The sequence below is a fragment of the Streptomyces sp. 3N207 genome (assembly GCF_052246355.1).
GTDB lineage: Bacteria > Actinomycetota > Actinomycetes > Streptomycetales > Streptomycetaceae > Streptomyces.
On the sequence record NZ_JBQQBV010000005.1, the window covers coordinates 334,405 to 349,030 of the forward strand.

Consider the following 14,626-nt stretch of genomic DNA (forward strand, 5'->3'; position numbering starts at 1 on the left):
CTGACCGACCCTCGGAGAACCACCGATGACGACCACACTCCCGAGCACCGGGCCGACGAGCCAGCCGTCGTCGGACGACCCCGCAGAGCGCAGCATCACCTACGCCGAAGCGGTTCGCGAGGCCCTCGCCGAAGCGATGCAGGCCGATTCCCGCGTCTTCGTCCTCGGCGAGGACATCGGCGTCTACGGAGGTGCCTTCGGCGTCACCGGCGACCTGGTGCACCGCTTCGGCGAGGACCGGGTACGCGACACACCGATCAGCGAGCTGGGCATCGTCGGTGCGGCGGTCGGCGCCGCACTGGCCGGTATGCGGCCGGTGGTCGAGATCCAGTTCTCCGACTTCACGGCTCAGGCCATGGACCAGATCGCCAATCAGGCCGCGAAGATCCACTTCATGCTGGGCGGCGCAGCGCGCGTCCCCCTGGTGCTGCGTGCCCCCAGCGGCTCCGGCACCGGCGCCGCCGCGCAGCACTCCCAGAGCCTGGAGACCTGGTTCGCCCACATACCCGGGCTGAAGGTCGTCATGCCCGCGACCGCGGCCGACGCCAAAGGGCTACTGCTCGCCGCCGTCGACGACCCCAACCCGGTGATCGTGCTCGAGCACAAGCTGCTGTACAAGCAGACCGGCCCGGTGCCCGCCGGCGCCGATCGCATTCCCCTCGGACAGGCGGCCGTTCGCCGCCAGGGCCAGGACCTGACCGTCGTGGCCACCGGTGTCATGGTGCCCCGGGCCATGGAAGCCGCCCAGCAGCTCGCCGAAGACGGCATCACGGCAACGGTCATCGACCCCCGCACCCTCGTTCCCCTGGACGAAGCAACGATCGTCTCGGCGGTGGCTGCCACCGGCCGGGCCCTGCTGGTCCAGGAAGCTCCGCAGAACTGCGGCTACATGGCAGAGATCGCCGCGCGGATCGCCGACTCCGAGGCATTCGGCTATCTGCGGGCCCCTATCCGGCGGCTCAGCGGCCTGGACGTGCCGGTGCCCTACGCCCCGCAGCTGGAGCGCGCGGCTGTGCCTCAGGTCCCCGACATCGTGGCCGAGGCCACCCGCCTGGTCAGGTCATGGTGATGGCCGAGATCCCCCTGGTCATGCCGAAGATGTCCATGACGATGGAGGAAGGAATCCTCCTCGTCTGGCACAAGGCCGAGGGCGACGAGATCCGCTCCGGTGACGTGGTCTGCGAAGTGATGACCGACAAGGTCGACATGGAGGTGGAGTCCCCCGTCGACGGCACCCTGGTCCGCCTGGTGGCCAAGCCGGAGCAGACGGTCGCCGTCGGCGAGCCGATCGCGTACCTCGCCAGTTCAGCAGACGACTTGCTCGGTGACCTCCTCTCGGGACCGCCCGCGCCGGACGGCTCCCCGCTCGCGCCGGAGCAGCCCGCGCCCGACCAGACCACCCCTGGGCCCACGGTGGCGCCCCCCGCCTCGACCCGGGTGCCGATGGTGCCGCTTGCCCGACGACGGGCGACCGAGCTCGGCTTGGACCTCGCGACGCTCATCGGCACCGGACCGGGCGGGACCATCAGGGTCACGGACGTGGAGACGGCCACCCGGCCGACAACACATGCGACTTCCGCACCGCCCAGCCGGGCGGTCGGCACCAGCGCCGGCACGCCTACAGCGCACCGCAGGTCCCGAACCACGGTCGCCCGCCAGACCAGCGTCAGCGCCGCCATCCCACAAGCCGTCGTCTACCGCGACCTCGAACTCGAAGCCCTCGTGGCACACCGAGGGACGTCCCGCTGGACCAGCCTGATCATCAGGGCGTACGCCGATGCCCTGCGCGGCAGCCCGCTCAACGCCCGATGGACGGAGGAGGGGAGCGAGGTGTGGTCCGACGTCGCGGTGGCCTTGAGGGTGGACACCGAACGTGGCCCGCTCGCCCCGGTGCTGCCCGACCCGGACCAACTGCCCGTCGACGAACTGGACGAGAGCCTCGGGCGCCTGGCCGACCAGGCGCGCAGCGGCAAGGTGCCACTGCAGCACCTGACCGCGGCTACGACCACCGTGTACGACCTCGGAGACATGGGCGTCGATGCCTTCCAGGAGTTGCTCACCCCGCCCCAGGTGACCGTACTTTCGATAGGAACAGTGGCTCCGCAGGTCGTCCCGGCCGCCGACGGTGTGGAGATCCGCACCCGCTGCCGGGTCGGCCTCACCGTCGATCACCGGGTCGGCGACTGCTCGGACGCCGCACGCCTGCTCATCGCGGTGCAGCGGCGTCTGGACGAACCGAGCTGGTTCGGATGGGGGTGATCAGGCCGGTCATCCGGCAAGGGGCAGCAGCGGCGGCAACCCGGAGAACATCCCGCCCGCCGCCGTGCGGCGCCGAGCGCCGTGGTCGCTGACCATCTGCGACCGGCAGCCATCCTCGCCCCCGCCGGTGGCCCCTGAACGCGCTGCCGCCCGTCCACAATTCCTGGCCCTGCCTGCCGGTGGACGCGGCGGCAGCGTGCTGTCCCGATTCGACGGACAAGTCGCGTGCGGGAGGAAGGTCAAGATCTGACGCCTGGAGCCCGGCAGGCAGTTGGGTCTCCGGCCTGGTAACTCGCAAGATGTGCGCGTGGGTACGCCCGCCCGAAGGGGCCCACCGGGGCGCGTCACAGGGGCCGGAAGGTACCCGGACGGATCACCGAGCGGCTGCGGCAAGCAGCGCCTCGGCCAGCGGAGTGTCGCAGACGAGTACGTTCACATACTGGCCGCGCAGCGCGCCGAGCACTCCGCGGGCCTTCTCGACACCCGCGGCCAGTCCCACCACGGTCGGAATCCGACGGAGATCTTCGAGCGAGACGGCCAGCACCCTGTCCTGCACGGCTCCGGTCACCGGGTTGCCGTCCTCGTCGAAGAACCGGGCGCACACATCGCCCACCGGCTTCGCCGCTTCGAAGTCCGCCCGCTCGCGGTCGCTCAGCTGGAGTGAGTCGATGACGGCTGCCGACGACCCCACCCCTGCCGCGCCGATACCGACGCAGGCCACGGACGACTTACGGCTTGCGTCCAGCACGGAGATGATGGACGGCTCGGCCATCAGGGTGTCCCGCGATGCCTTGGTTCCCAGCAAGGCGGGCGCGTGCAGTCGCCGGTAGCTGGTGCCGAGGCGGTCGGCCAGCTCGCGCACCAGTTCCTCGCCGGTGATCTCCGACGTCACAGAGGAAAGCCCACCGACCAGGGGGAGTACTTCCACCGGGAGCTTCTGATCGGCCGGGACTGCACGGACCATGGCCTGCAGCGTGCGCCCCCAGGACAGCGAGATACCGGCGCCGGGCTGCTCCGTGCTCAGTATCCAGCTTGCCGCCAGTTCCCCCACCTTCGTGAGCGCCGATTCGTCGTCGCTCACCGAGGCCACACGGCAGGCCGACATTCCGAATGCTGTTTGCAGCCGTTCCTCCAGGTCCAGCTCACGTCCGGCCGGATCGTTGATCTTTATCTCCACTATTCCCTGGGCCCGTGCGGCGGCCAGGATGCGTGAGACATTGGAGCGGCTGACCCCCAATGCGCTGGCGACCTGCTGCTGCGAGAGATTGTCCTGGTAGTAGAGCCGTGCGGCCTTCACCAGCAAGTCGTGTTCGCGGGACGCCGGCATGCTTATCCCTTCACCTGCGCTTCGTCACATCTGCCCAGATTCTTGCACACCCGACCAGGAGGGTGCTCCCCTCGGGGAGCTGCAGGGCGGAGTTCGGCCACCTCGGCGCCGGCCGGGCCTGAAGTCGCGACGGCGGGTCTCCATACCGTGTGAGCTGCCTTGTTTCCCGCGGGTAATCCACGCAGCTGATCGGTGGGGGTGCCCAGTGTGCCGGTCGTTGCTGCGGTGGGACCGGTAGTACGCCCGCCCCGATGCAGGGGCAGCGGAAGTGGCGGCTTTTGATGGCGCGAGCTTCGCTGAAAGCGACGTGTATCTGGCCGCTGACTGCGGAGTGGGCATGTGTGACGGTGGCGTGGAGAAGGCCGCCGGGCAGCCTGTATTGCGGCCAGGGCGCATTGCGGCGGTGGGTGGTGCGCGGACCTGGACAGGGAAGCGCTGCCCGTGCAATTCTTTTCACGTCCGTGAATCTTATGCTCACGTATGTGCACACCGGGCGGGGCGGCTCGATCACTCTCGGCTGACAGCGCCTGTCACCCGGCGCGTGGAACGGCCGCGCCGGGCGCCGCCGCGCTCCTGGCCGGTTGCTGCACGCCTTGCACGACAGCGCGGTGGGGCACCGAGAAAGCCAAGGAGCCGACAATGATCGAGACCGATACGGAGACCGCGTACCTGGAATGCACCTGCGGTGGAGAGCGGCTTCATCGGCTCACCTATGTCCACGGCTGCCTGCTGACGATCGTCTGTGACAACTGCGGCAGAATCACCGCGATGCCCAGGGAACTGGTCCTGGGCCAGTACACACGGGACTTCCGCGACCGCATTGGCCGACTCCCGGCGAAACTTCGGTCCGACGCCCGTGAACGTCCAGTGCATTTCGTCTTCAGCCTCCCGGTGAAGGCGATCGGCAAGGTCGGCCAAGTCATACACGAAATCAAGCTGATATCCCGGTCCTGATCTCACCTACCGTGATTGACCGTTGGCTCGCATACGGCAAGTGCACGGGAGAGCCACGACAATGGCTCCATGAGGACTGAAGAGGACACCCCGCTTGCTGAACGGGTTCTGCTCATCGAGAGCCGTGCCGGCGAGGGTGCTCTCAAGGCCATTGGACAAGGGCTTCCCCCGCGTTCCGCGAAGGAGGAAGCCCTCTTCCTCTCTTACAACTACGCAGATGTGCCCGTAGGTAGAAGTTTCGACTGCTGCTTCCGACGCTCCGACGAGAGCGATGTCGTCTCGGTGACCACGACTGTCGTGGCCGTCACCCAGCAGTTCGGAGTCGCGTTCGACGTGATCCCTCATGGTTGGAAGACGCTGGCCGTGTTGAGGTTCGAGCCAGAGATCCCCGCGATGGTCCATGACCTCCCGGAGGCCGCTGGATGGTTCGACCAGCCCATCTCCGTCCATGTCTCGGACAGCGACACCTGGGAAGCACGAGCCATCAGCAGCCGGCGCAACAGGAGCTGACAGCAGCACGTCGTACGCGACCGTACGCCGCCCAAGAGCTTGGTTGACAGGGGAGTTGGGCGAGCCGCATCATCATTCCACTAACTGATTAGTGGAATGGTGGTGGAAGTGGTCGAGTACCGCATCGACCGGCGCAGCGGCGTCGCCACCTACCTGCAGATCGTCCAGCAGACGAAGCAGGCGCTGCGCCTCGGCCTGCTCAAGCCGGGGGACCGGTTGCCCACGGCCAAGGAGGTCGTCTCGGCCACCGCGATCAACCCCAACACCGTGCTGAAGGCGTATCGCGAACTGGAGCGGGAGGGGCTGGTCGAACCGCGGCCGGGGCTCGGCACCTTCGTCCAGCGGTCGCTGGCCCGGCCCGAGGCCGGCCCCGACTCGCCGCTGCGTGCCGAACTGAGCGCCTGGACGGAGCAGGCCTGCACCGCCGGGCTCGACAGGGACGACATCGCCGCGCTGGTCGCCTCCGTCCTCGACGAGTGCTTCGGCGAGGGCCGTGACGAGCGCCGTGACGAGCGTCTCGGCGACGGCGCGCCGCGTACCACCGATCCTGTGAACGGGGAGAGCGAGTGACTGACACAACCGAGGCCCCAGGTGCCGTCGAGGCGGCGGGGCTCACCAAGAGGTACCGGACCCGCTGGGCGCTGCGGGACTGTTCGTTTCGGCTCCCCGCGGGGAGGATCTGCGCGCTCGTCGGCCCGAACGGCTCCGGCAAGAGCACCCTCCTCGCGCTGGCCGCCGACCTGGCGGCGGCGGACGCCGGCACGGTGCGGCTGTTCGGCGAGCCGCCGTCCGCCCCGGGCACCCGGCGCCGCGTGGCCTACGTCGCCCAGGACAAGCCGCTCTACCCGCGCTTCACCGTCGCCGAGACACTGCGGCTCGGCCGCGAGCTGAACGCCGGCTGGGACCAAGCCTCGGCCGAGCGCGTCGTGGCGGAGGCCGACGTACCGCTCACCGCGCGTGTCGGCTCCCTCTCCGGCGGCCGGCGCACATGTGTGGCGCTGGCCCTCGCACTCGGCAAGCGCGCCGAACTGCTGCTGCTCGACGAGCCGTTGTCCGACCAGGATCCGTTGCGGCGCAACCGGATGATGAGCGCCCTCATGGCCGAGGCCGCCGAACACGGCACCACCGTGGTGATATCCACCCACGTGCTCGCCGAGACCGACGGGGTCTGCGACTATCTGCTGCTGCTCGGCGAGGGGCGGATCCGGCTGGCGGGTGAGACGGAGACGCTGGCGGCCTCCCACCACATGGTCACCGGCGCACTGCGGCGGGACGCGACTCCGCCCCAGCTGGACCGCTACACCGTGGTCGAACAGCGGGTGACAGGGCGCCAGTTCACGGCCCTCGTACGGGCCGAACAGGCACCCGCCGGCGATGAATGGGTGGTCGCCAAACCGACGCTGGAGGAGATCCTGCTCGGCTACCTGCGCTCCCCGCAGGCTCCGCCGCAGCTGACCCCCAGTGCGCGGGTGCGCGTTCCGGACGCCGGGGAGGTGGCTGCATGAGTGCCCTCATCTCCCGGACCGGCTCCCGGTTCGCCGTCGGCTCTCGCTTGCGCGGCCTGACCTGGCTGACCTGGCGGCAGCACCGGGCCGCGTTCGGCGCGGCGGCCGTGCTGTTCCTGCTGGTCGTTTCGTACTTCGTATGGCAGCGGGCGGAGCTGAGCGGTTTCGTCGACAGGTACGACATCACTTCGTGCAGGGGCCGTGGCTGTGACACCACATCGGGCTCCCCGGCCACAACGCTGCCGGACAACATGCAACAGGCGGTGACCCACTTCAAGAGCGAGGTGGCCGATCCGCTGTCCATCGGCGGGTACGTACTCCTCGTGCTGCCGGCGCTGGTCGGTGTCTTCATCGGTGCCCCGCTCGTCGCGCGGGAGCGGGAGAACGGCACCTACAAACTGGCCTGGTCCCAGTCGTACGACCCGGAACGCTGGCTGGCCCACCAACTCGCCCTGCTCGCCGCCGTCACCGCGGTCATGACCGGGTTGCTTGCCGCCGTGTACAGATGGTGGTGGGTGGCCGTCAACGACACCGTGGACGACTTCGAGTCGTACTACGCGAGCAACGTCGCCCACCACGACTGGTCCGCGGCGGACTCCTTCTTCGCCAACGGACCGGTCCTGGTGGCAGTTGCCCTGCTGGCTCTCGTTCTCGGCACCGCCTCGGGACTGCTGCTGCGGCGGATCCTGCCCGCGATGGCAGTCGCCCTCGCCGGCACCGTAGGAGCGCAGTTCCTCCTGGCGCGCATGCTGCCTCACGTGATGCCGCCCGAGACCGTCTACGCGAAGACGACACAGTTGGGCGACACCCAGCCCTGGAACACCTGGTGGCAGGACGACGACACCTGGGAGGACGACGGCGCCGCGGGCTTCCTGCTGAGGTCCGGGCGCCATGTGCGAGAGGGGGCGTGCTCGGACAAGTACATCGACGACAACACCCTCTCCAGCTGCCTGACCGACAACGACGTCGTCAAGCAATGGGCAGAGATCCATCCTTACAGCCACTACTGGCCCCTCCAGTGGATCGAGACCGGGATCTGCCTGGTCGCGGCTGCCGCTCTCACCCTCTTCTGCCTGCGCCGGATCCGCCACCGGCCGTAAGCGGTGCCCCTCGCCCTGAGCCGACCGGCACCCATCACCGCGCCCGGGCGTTGCCCACCCCTGCCCGGACATCCCTCCACATGAACGGAGTTCCCTGCACCATGGCCACCACCACCGCGGTCACGTCTGCCGCCGACCGGTCCGCGACAGCCCTCGGCGACGGCTCCGGCGTGTGGAACTCCCACGGCCCGCCCGGGAAGCGCGCGCCCTCCCGTACCGAGTCCGTGACGGTCGCCCTCATTCCCGCCGTGCTCATGCTCGGCATGGGGCTGTGGGGCATCCGGCGCGAGAACTCCATGTGGCGGGACGAGTCGACGACGTACCAGGTCGCGCACCGCAGCCTGGACGAGCTGTGGCATCTGCTGGGCAGCATCGACGCGGTGCACGGCCTCTACTACCTGTTCATGCACGCCGTTTACGCCCTGTGGGACGGCGGGCTTCTCGCGCTGCGGCTCCCTTCCGTGCTGGCCATGGCCGTCGCTGCCGCAGGCGTCGCACTGGCGGGCCGACGGCTGGCCGGACCCCGGGCGGGGCTCGCCGCAGGGCTGGCCTTCCCCCTGCTGCCGATGGTGCAGAAGTACGCACAGGAAGGGCGCTCGTACGCATTCGTCTGTGCGGCGGTCGCCTGGGCCACGTATCTGCTGCTCGGCGCGGTGGACGAGCCCCGCAGGCGGACCTGGTGCGCGTATGCGGCCGTGCTGTCCGTCGGCTGTCTGCTGCACGAGTTCGCGGTGCTCGTCCTGCTCGCCCACGGTGCCGCGCTGTTCAAGTCGCGAGTTCCCCGTACGGTGCTGTGGTCCTGGGCGCGTGCCGCTCTCGGGGTCGCCGTTGTGCTGGCGCCGCTGGCGCTGATCAGCAAGCAGCAGGAGGCCCAGATCGCGTCCCTGGAGCCGCCCAGCGGGATGGAACTGCTGCGCTTCGGCATCCTGGTGGCGCCGGGCGCCCTGTTCGCCTGCGTCCGGCCGACCGTGCGGGGGCTGCCGGCGCGGGGCCCGGCCGGTGGCCTGCGGACGGTTGATCTGCGGACAGTTGATCTGCGGACGGTTGGCCTCTTCCTCCTCGTACTGCCATCCGCCGTGTTGATGCTGGTGTCCTTCTTCCACCCGCTCTACTCCGACCGGTACGTCATGTACTCGGCGATCGGGCTCGCGCTGCTGGCGGGCGGCGCCGTCGACCGGGCGCTGCGTGCGCTGCCCACGGTGCTCGTCGCCGTGCTGGTCGTCGCCGTACTGGCGGGCCTGCTGCCCGCGTGGCTGCAGGTGCGGCGGCCCGAGGTCCACATGGACGACACCAACGCGACTGCGGCCGCCGTGGCGCGGATGACGCGAACCGGCGACGGAGTGCTGTTCACGCCGTGGCGGCGGCGCGAGGGCAGCCTGTCCCACCCCCAGGAGTACCGCGGCCTGCGTGACCTGGCCCAGGCCGAATCCCCCCGCCGCTCGGGCACATTGTGGGGGGTGGAGCTCCCCGCCGAGCGCATCCGTACCCGCGTTCGGGCCGTCGACCGGGTGCTGGTGCTGAGCGACCCCCCGAGCGGCGAGGAGGACGGCCCGGAGAACGCTCAGGAGCGCGCGAAGCGGGACGTGCTCAAGCAGAACTTCCGCGTCTGTGCACGGGAGAAGGCGGGGCGCATGGTGCTCACCCTCTACGCTGCTCGCCCCGGCCTGTGTCAGGGCCGCTCCTGACCGCCCCCACGGGCGAGGCACTACGAGCCGCCGATCTGCTGCCGCAGAGCCGTACGGTGAGCGCCTCTCCCGAGGTCAGTTCGGCTGCCGGCGGGCCTGCTTCACCTCGCGGTCGATGGCCCAGGCATCGGCAACCGGTCCGAGGTGGCCGATCTTGTCGGGGTTGATCACCCCGCGGACCGTCTGAATCTGCCCCTCGAGCACATCGAGGGCCAGGACGTGGAGCACCTTGCCGTCCCGGTCGCGGAAGATCGCGCCGGGCTGGCCGTTGATCTCGTGCGGCTCGAACGACACGTCGATCCGGATCAGCTGGGGGAAGACCGTGCCCAGCACCCGGGCCACGTTCTCCGCGCCCATGACGGCCTTGGCCAGCTGCGGAGCCTTGCCGCCGCCGTCCCCGACCAACTGGACATCGGCGGCCAGCAGTTTCTGCAGCCCGCCCACATCGCCGTCCTTCAGCGCATCGAAGAACCGTGTGGCCAGCTCCTGCCGCTCCTGCCGGTCCGCCTCGAACCGCGGACGCCCGGCCTCCATATGCCGCCGCGCCCGCACCAGCAGCTGCCGGCATGCCGACTCCGAACGCCCCACCGCCGCGGCGACCTCATCGAAGCCGAAGGCGAACACCTCCCGCAGCACAAACACCGCCCGCTCCAGCGGGCTGAGCCGCTCCAGCAGCACCAGCGCCGCCATCGACACCGAGTCCGCCAGCTCCACCGACCGCGCCGGGTCCTGATACGGATCGCTCAGCAGCGGCTCGGGAAACCACGGGCCCACGTACGCCTCCCGCCGCACCCGCGCCGAGCGCAGCACATCGACCGAGATCCGCGTCACCGTGGCCGACAAGAACGCCTTCGTCGACGTGGGCCGGGTCGCCGAACGGTCGAAACGCAGCCACGTCTCCTGCACCGCGTCCTCGGCCTCACCCACACTGCCCAGAATCCGATACGCGATCGAGAACAGCAGCGGCCGCAGCTCCTCGAACTCCTCGACCTTGCTCACGCCGCATCCCCTCCCCATGACGCCCTCCCACCCGGCCGAACTCGCCGGTGCAGGCATCCTCCGCTGATCATCCGGCCCACCGGCAGACCGGAGCAAAGCCCCTTGGTCCGGAGGCCCGGAGCCCGCAGCCGGACCCCGGGCCTGTTGCCGGTGCCGTTCAGTGGAACTGCCCCGGCCGTTCAGTGCAACGGTCCCGGCCGTTCAGTGGAACTGCCCCGGCTCGTAATTGCCGGCCGGCTGCTGGGTGATGATGTTCAGCCGGTTCACCGCGTTCATGAAGGAGATCGTGATCACCAGGGCGGTGAGCTGCTCCTCGTCGTAGTGTTTGGCAGCACGTGCCCACACCTCGTCGCTGACCCCACCGGCGGCATCCGCGACCCGGGTCCCCTCCTCCGCCAGCCCCAGCGCGGCACGTTCGGCCTCGGTGAAGACCGTGGCCTCCCGCCACGCCGCGACCAGGTTCAGCCGCACCGAGGTCTCGCCGGCAGCGGCAGCCTCTTTGGTGTGCATGTCGATGCAGACGGCACAGCCGTTGATCTGACTCACGCGAAGCGCCACCAGCTCCTGCATGGCGGTCGGCAGCGGCGAGTCCTTGAGCACCTTGCCCGCCGACATGAAGTACTTGAGGACCTTGCCGGCGGTCGGGTCGGCGAAGTAGTTCAGTCGCGCGTCCATGGTGTGCTCCTCTGCGGTCGTCAGTGGCTACACCCCCTGAGACGGAGTAGCCCGACCCCCTGTGACATGGACGCATGTGACCTGCGTCTCCCCGCCGTCGCCGCACGTCAGCCAACTGATGGGTGGTGCTCCCCGCTCCCGGCGGCCGGGGAGGCGGGGATGAGTGCCCGTACTCATCCGGCGGGCCGGCTGCGGCTGACAGGCTGGTGTCATGAACCGGCCTGACCAACTCGCCACCGGCACCGGCAGCAAGACGTGCGCGATCTCCCTCGGCGTGCCCCTGTGGGCCATGACCTTGCTGTCCCTCGGCTATCTGTGCTGGCTGTTCATCAAGGCGATCGGCGCCATCTTCGCGATGGGCCTCGCCGGCTGGTTCGGTGCCGACCCCGATCTGTCCGCGCACATCCGGACCGACAGCCTGCTCCTGGGACTCGCGGCCACGGCCGTAAGCGCAGCCGCTTGCGGCCTCGCCTACTGCTTCCCGGCCATGCGCGCTCTGCCGGGCAGCCACCAGTTCGCGGTGCTCGGGGCACTCTCGTCCGTCGCCCCGCTCGCAGCGGCAGTCTGGGTGGCCACCCGGTGACCGGCTCTGAGCGGCCCGCTCTACGAGGGGCCGCCCGGGCCGTCACCTTCGAGTGAAGGAGGCGGCACACCTCAGGAGATAGAGGCGGCACACGTCAGGAGAAGATCGCGTGCACCTGATCGACCGCTTCGGGTCCATAACCCACCACGCCCACGGGGACCGCGCCGTCGATGGCCTCGATGACACGCCCGGCCCATACCGGCCCGAACCCCCCGCACAGTTCGATCAGTTGCACGCCCTCGTCCACCAGGCGGCGCGCGACCTCGATCCCCTCCTCGGGCTTCTCCACCCCGACGAAGACACTGCGGCACGTACCCGTGGTCACGACGCTGACATCGCCACCTGCCGCGCTGCCCGCCGCCGTGTAGATGAACCCCCAGTGCGTGAGCGCCATGCTTATCGACCTCCCGTGATCGTCAGAGCCACCAGCCAACCAGAGTCAGGGCGGGAATGGCCTGGCTCGGCGATGATCCGTGAGTGATCCGCGCCGCATTCCGGATGCCCGCACCGTCCGCGCACAACAACGCCGACCACACTCGCGCATCACCCGTCGGACGAGCCCTGTCCGCTGATGTGGATGAGGGCGGTGCGTTGTAGCCCGACCAGGAGGAGGCAGGAATCTTCCTCGCCGTACAGGACCGATTCGAGGGGGAAGTTCTTGGCGTAGGCGAGAAGGGGTGGGATCCCGGACGCCCCGGTGGTCTCGGTGACGAGGGTTTCGAGGAGGTCGCGGGCGAGCCAGGAGACGAGCTCGTCGCCGGTGCATGGCCGATATGGCGAATCCCCGCGTCCGTCAACGGCCCACCCAAGGTCCATGCTTGTGATCACCGCAGTGCCGATCGTGCTGATCACCTTGGTTACTGGTCAGCCAGCCGAACCCGGTGAACGTACGCGGTCACGGACCAGGGCGCGGCGCAGTCCCTCGTGCACCTGGCCGGTATCGCCGAATCCTTGGTGAGAGCGCGCCCATCGGGTCCGTCGCGGCACTCCTTATGGCTTGTTAGCCTGGCGTCGCTTGTACGCAGGGGGGAGCTGACCGTGGAGAACATCCTGCCCGTGGCCATCGGGGCTGGTCTCGGCCTCATAGGGGCCGTGTTCGGTTCTTGGTTCACGGCGCGTCGGCAGGACCGCATGTGGCTCCGCGAACAGAAACTCAAAGCCGGCGTGGGCTTCAACACGGCGGCAGGTCAGCTATTCGACTACCTTCGGGAAACACAGCTGGGCGACGACGGCGCCGGCGCCAACGAGTTGGCGAACCGGATGCAGGAGGCGCGGTCAGCCCTCTACTTGCTGTGCGACAGCGACACCGTCGATCTCGCCGATGGTCTCGCCCGCCAGGTCTGGCGCACCCGTCCCACCGACGGCAGAGCGGATCGCAAGGCCGATCACCAGAAGACGTTGGACCTCCTCCGCCGCTTCACGCGCCAGCTCAGGCAAGAGATCGCCAGACCGTAGTCTCCGCCGGATCACCGTGCGGACCAGCGGAAGACGTCTGCGGTGTGGAGTCCGGCGAGGTGGAAGGTTGCGGTCTTCTCGTAGCGGGTGGCGATGTCGATCCACTGTTTCAAGTGGCCAATTGCTGTACTTCTCCGGCAGGTGCACCCACTGAGAGCCGGTCTGGAACTTCCAGGCGATCGCATCGATCACTTCTCGGTGGGTCCCGCCACCGGCCACCCCGCTTCGGCGTCGGGCCCGGGAGTAACGGTTCGATCCGCGCACACTGCGCGTCCGTCAACGCGCACGCCGGGACCAACGATCAGGTGATCCCGCCGGAACGCCCTAGCTCTGCGGTACGTCCTTGATGAACACGATCCCGTCGATACCGGGCAGGTGGGCTGGGTCGAGCGAGGCGTAACCGAACCAGGGGGAGACGCGGGGCGCGGGGCGTGTGTTGCCGAGGGCGGTGGCCAGCTGCGGGGCGTCGATGATGGAGCGGTCCTCCGGGAGCGCGTACAGGAGTCCTTCGAGGGTGTCCGGCGGCGGCGTGTCCACCCCCTGGTGCCGGATCGTGCCGAGGGCCGTGGCCACGAAGGCGTACTCCTCGCCGAGCTGGGCGCTCACCAGCGCACCGGCGCTCCACCACTCCACCGGCCCCTGCCACATCTGCATCGAGCTCTTGTCCCGCTGGAGATGGGAGTTGTGGGCGTGGATGAGTGCCGGGCCCCGAGCGGCGACGGCGAGGAGATTGTGGGCCATCATCAAGTCCCGCAGCGCGCACAGCCGCGCCATGCGGGCCGGTGAGGTGTCGGCCATCCAGTGGTGGTAGCGCAGCAGGCCGGTCGCGGTGCGCCCGTACAGGCGCGCCCGGTCCCAGTCGTCCCGCGAGGTCGTCGCGAGCAGGTGCGGCGTCTGCGCGTCGAGCAGCGCCACCAGATCGTCGGCGAGCAGCCGCAGCTGACCGGCCTCGGCCGACTGCCCCACGGACTGGGCCGGGTCCATCATCGCGGCGGGATTGGTCCACCGGTCATCGGTGTCGAGCAGGTGGTCGAGCGTTTCCGCGGTGCAGGGGAGCAGGTTCGCGTCCACCCGGGCCGCGAGGTAGCCGTGGAGTGCGGTGAGGGCCTGCCGGGGGCTCGCGACGTGGGTGATCTCCAGCGGGCCGTCGAAACCGGCGAAGCGGAGCCGCTCGGACGCGGGCCGGCCCTCGTTGTCGGCGCGAACGTTGTAGGCGCGGATCCAGCGCACGAGTTCGCGATTGGCCGCGGAGGCGCCGAGCCCGAGGTCCGGGTGGCTGAATCCGTGCTCCATGACCTCGTCGAGGGTGCCCGCGCCCGAGGTGACGTAGTCGTCCACGATCAGGCCCGTCATGCAGTCGCTCTCGATCGCGATCGTCCGGTAGCCCTCCTGCTCGACGAGCTGCCGGAACAGCTCGTTGCGCAGGTCGAGCAGAGCGTCCTCGCCGTGGGTGGGCTCGCCCAGTGCGAGCAGCCGCGGCCGGGCCGGGAGCAGCCTCAGGATGGCGGCAGCCTCGACGGCATGGACGGTGTCCTTGATGTCAGTAGCCATGCCTTCAACGGTATCGTTGAACC

At 69.4% G+C, this 14,626-nt stretch carries 16 protein-coding genes; 10 read left to right on the forward strand and 6 right to left on the reverse strand.

Annotated elements, in window-relative coordinates; all coding sequences use genetic code 11:
• The first annotated feature begins 25 nt into the window (after positions 1-25).
• A complete protein-coding gene (locus tag ACTWP9_RS11095; protein WP_443245874.1) occupies positions 26-1,069 on the forward strand; it encodes an alpha-ketoacid dehydrogenase subunit beta in 1,044 nt (347 codons plus the stop codon).
• Positions 1,069-2,259, forward strand: coding sequence for a dihydrolipoamide acetyltransferase family protein (locus tag ACTWP9_RS11100; RefSeq protein WP_443245875.1), 1,191 nt, complete (start codon positions 1,069-1,071; stop codon positions 2,257-2,259). The genes ACTWP9_RS11095 and ACTWP9_RS11100 overlap by 1 nt, the downstream gene beginning before the upstream one ends.
• A gap of 373 nt (positions 2,260-2,632) precedes the next feature.
• Here the strand turns inward: ACTWP9_RS11100 and ACTWP9_RS11105 are convergent, their stop codons facing one another.
• The gene (locus ACTWP9_RS11105) at positions 2,633-3,586 is read right to left on the reverse strand and encodes a sugar-binding transcriptional regulator (protein ID WP_443245876.1); all 954 of its coding nucleotides are present in this window, start codon (positions 3,584-3,586) and stop codon (positions 2,633-2,635) included.
• Between the two features lie 639 nt (positions 3,587-4,225).
• Here ACTWP9_RS11105 and ACTWP9_RS11110 point away from each other — a divergent pair.
• The 6 genes from ACTWP9_RS11110 to ACTWP9_RS11135 all read left to right on the forward strand — a co-directional run bounded on the left by ACTWP9_RS11110 (position 4,226) and on the right by ACTWP9_RS11135 (position 9,340).
• Positions 4,226-4,540, forward strand: a complete 315-nt coding sequence (locus ACTWP9_RS11110; RefSeq protein ID WP_443245877.1) for a hypothetical protein — start codon at positions 4,226-4,228, stop codon at positions 4,538-4,540.
• A 69-nt stretch (positions 4,541-4,609) separates the two neighbouring features.
• Positions 4,610-5,050, forward strand: a complete 441-nt coding sequence (locus tag ACTWP9_RS11115; protein ID WP_443245878.1) for a hypothetical protein — start codon at positions 4,610-4,612, stop codon at positions 5,048-5,050.
• 96 nt (positions 5,051-5,146) lie between these two features.
• Positions 5,147-5,620, forward strand: coding sequence for a GntR family transcriptional regulator (locus ACTWP9_RS11120; RefSeq protein WP_443245879.1), 474 nt, complete (start codon positions 5,147-5,149; stop codon positions 5,618-5,620).
• Positions 5,617-6,555: an ATP-binding cassette domain-containing protein gene (locus tag ACTWP9_RS11125; RefSeq protein WP_443245880.1), complete on the forward strand. Its 939-nt coding sequence runs from the start codon at positions 5,617-5,619 to the stop codon at positions 6,553-6,555. The genes ACTWP9_RS11120 and ACTWP9_RS11125 overlap by 4 nt, the downstream gene beginning before the upstream one ends.
• Positions 6,552-7,655, forward strand: a complete 1,104-nt coding sequence (locus ACTWP9_RS11130; protein ID WP_443245881.1) for a translation initiation factor IF-2 — start codon at positions 6,552-6,554, stop codon at positions 7,653-7,655. Before ACTWP9_RS11125 ends, ACTWP9_RS11130 begins: the two co-directional genes overlap by 4 nt.
• A 101-nt stretch (positions 7,656-7,756) precedes the next feature.
• Complete coding sequence (locus tag ACTWP9_RS11135) at positions 7,757-9,340, forward strand: glycosyltransferase family 39 protein (protein ID WP_443245882.1); 1,584 nt, start codon at positions 7,757-7,759, stop codon at positions 9,338-9,340.
• 75 nt (positions 9,341-9,415) lie between these two features.
• On the opposite strand, the gene ACTWP9_RS11140 is transcribed toward ACTWP9_RS11135, so the two are convergent.
• Complete coding sequence (locus ACTWP9_RS11140; protein ID WP_443245883.1) at positions 9,416-10,339, reverse strand: RNA polymerase sigma-70 factor; 924 nt, start codon at positions 10,337-10,339, stop codon at positions 9,416-9,418.
• A gap of 201 nt (positions 10,340-10,540) precedes the next feature.
• Positions 10,541-11,014, reverse strand: a complete 474-nt coding sequence (locus ACTWP9_RS11145) for a carboxymuconolactone decarboxylase family protein (protein WP_443245884.1) — start codon at positions 11,012-11,014, stop codon at positions 10,541-10,543.
• A gap of 211 nt (positions 11,015-11,225) precedes the next feature.
• Here ACTWP9_RS11145 and ACTWP9_RS11150 point away from each other — a divergent pair, with 211 nt between their 5' ends.
• Positions 11,226-11,597 carry a hypothetical protein gene (locus tag ACTWP9_RS11150; RefSeq protein WP_443245885.1) on the forward strand — a complete coding sequence of 124 codons (372 nt, stop codon included), beginning with the start codon at positions 11,226-11,228 and terminating at the stop codon, positions 11,595-11,597.
• A 94-nt stretch (positions 11,598-11,691) separates the two neighbouring features.
• Here the strand turns inward: ACTWP9_RS11150 and ACTWP9_RS11155 are convergent, their stop codons facing one another.
• Positions 11,692-11,991 (reverse strand): DUF6506 family protein, encoded by a 300-nt coding sequence (locus tag ACTWP9_RS11155; protein ID WP_443245886.1) that lies wholly within the window; start codon positions 11,989-11,991, stop codon positions 11,692-11,694.
• A gap of 149 nt (positions 11,992-12,140) precedes the next feature.
• Positions 12,141-12,413: a hypothetical protein gene (locus ACTWP9_RS11160; RefSeq protein WP_443245887.1), complete on the reverse strand. Its 273-nt coding sequence runs from the start codon at positions 12,411-12,413 to the stop codon at positions 12,141-12,143.
• A gap of 222 nt (positions 12,414-12,635) precedes the next feature.
• On the opposite strand from ACTWP9_RS11160, the gene ACTWP9_RS11165 reads away from it, so the two are divergent.
• Positions 12,636-13,052 carry a hypothetical protein gene (locus ACTWP9_RS11165; protein ID WP_443245888.1) on the forward strand — a complete coding sequence of 139 codons (417 nt, stop codon included), beginning with the start codon at positions 12,636-12,638 and terminating at the stop codon, positions 13,050-13,052.
• Between the two features lie 324 nt (positions 13,053-13,376).
• Here ACTWP9_RS11165 and ACTWP9_RS11170 read toward each other — a convergent pair whose 3' ends face one another.
• Positions 13,377-14,603, reverse strand: a complete 1,227-nt coding sequence (locus ACTWP9_RS11170) for an erythromycin esterase family protein (protein WP_443245889.1) — start codon at positions 14,601-14,603, stop codon at positions 13,377-13,379.
• Between the last annotated feature and the right edge of the window lie 23 nt (positions 14,604-14,626).

Excerpts from the sequence above, each read along its gene's own strand:
- ACTWP9_RS11145 (WP_443245884.1), bottom strand. The coding sequence starts at position 11,014 with ATGGACGCGCGACTGAACTACTTCGCCGACCCGACCGCCGGCAAGGTC.
- ACTWP9_RS11120 (WP_443245879.1), top strand. The coding sequence starts at position 5,147 with ATGGTGGTGGAAGTGGTCGAGTACCGCATCGACCGGCGCAGCGGCGTC.
- ACTWP9_RS11130 (WP_443245881.1), top strand. The coding sequence starts at position 6,552 with ATGAGTGCCCTCATCTCCCGGACCGGCTCCCGGTTCGCCGTCGGCTCT.
- ACTWP9_RS11115 (WP_443245878.1), top strand. The coding sequence starts at position 4,610 with ATGAGGACTGAAGAGGACACCCCGCTTGCTGAACGGGTTCTGCTCATC.
- ACTWP9_RS11160 (WP_443245887.1), bottom strand. The coding sequence starts at position 12,413 with ATGGACCTTGGGTGGGCCGTTGACGGACGCGGGGATTCGCCATATCGG.
- ACTWP9_RS11095 (WP_443245874.1), top strand. The coding sequence starts at position 26 with ATGACGACCACACTCCCGAGCACCGGGCCGACGAGCCAGCCGTCGTCG.
- ACTWP9_RS11105 (WP_443245876.1), bottom strand. The coding sequence starts at position 3,586 with ATGCCGGCGTCCCGCGAACACGACTTGCTGGTGAAGGCCGCACGGCTC.
- ACTWP9_RS11135 (WP_443245882.1), top strand. The coding sequence starts at position 7,757 with ATGGCCACCACCACCGCGGTCACGTCTGCCGCCGACCGGTCCGCGACA.
- ACTWP9_RS11170 (WP_443245889.1), bottom strand. The coding sequence starts at position 14,603 with ATGGCTACTGACATCAAGGACACCGTCCATGCCGTCGAGGCTGCCGCC.
- ACTWP9_RS11155 (WP_443245886.1), bottom strand. The coding sequence starts at position 11,991 with ATGGCGCTCACGCACTGGGGGTTCATCTACACGGCGGCGGGCAGCGCG.
- ACTWP9_RS11150 (WP_443245885.1), top strand. The coding sequence starts at position 11,226 with ATGAACCGGCCTGACCAACTCGCCACCGGCACCGGCAGCAAGACGTGC.
- ACTWP9_RS11100 (WP_443245875.1), top strand. The coding sequence starts at position 1,069 with ATGGCCGAGATCCCCCTGGTCATGCCGAAGATGTCCATGACGATGGAG.
- ACTWP9_RS11110 (WP_443245877.1), top strand. The coding sequence starts at position 4,226 with ATGATCGAGACCGATACGGAGACCGCGTACCTGGAATGCACCTGCGGT.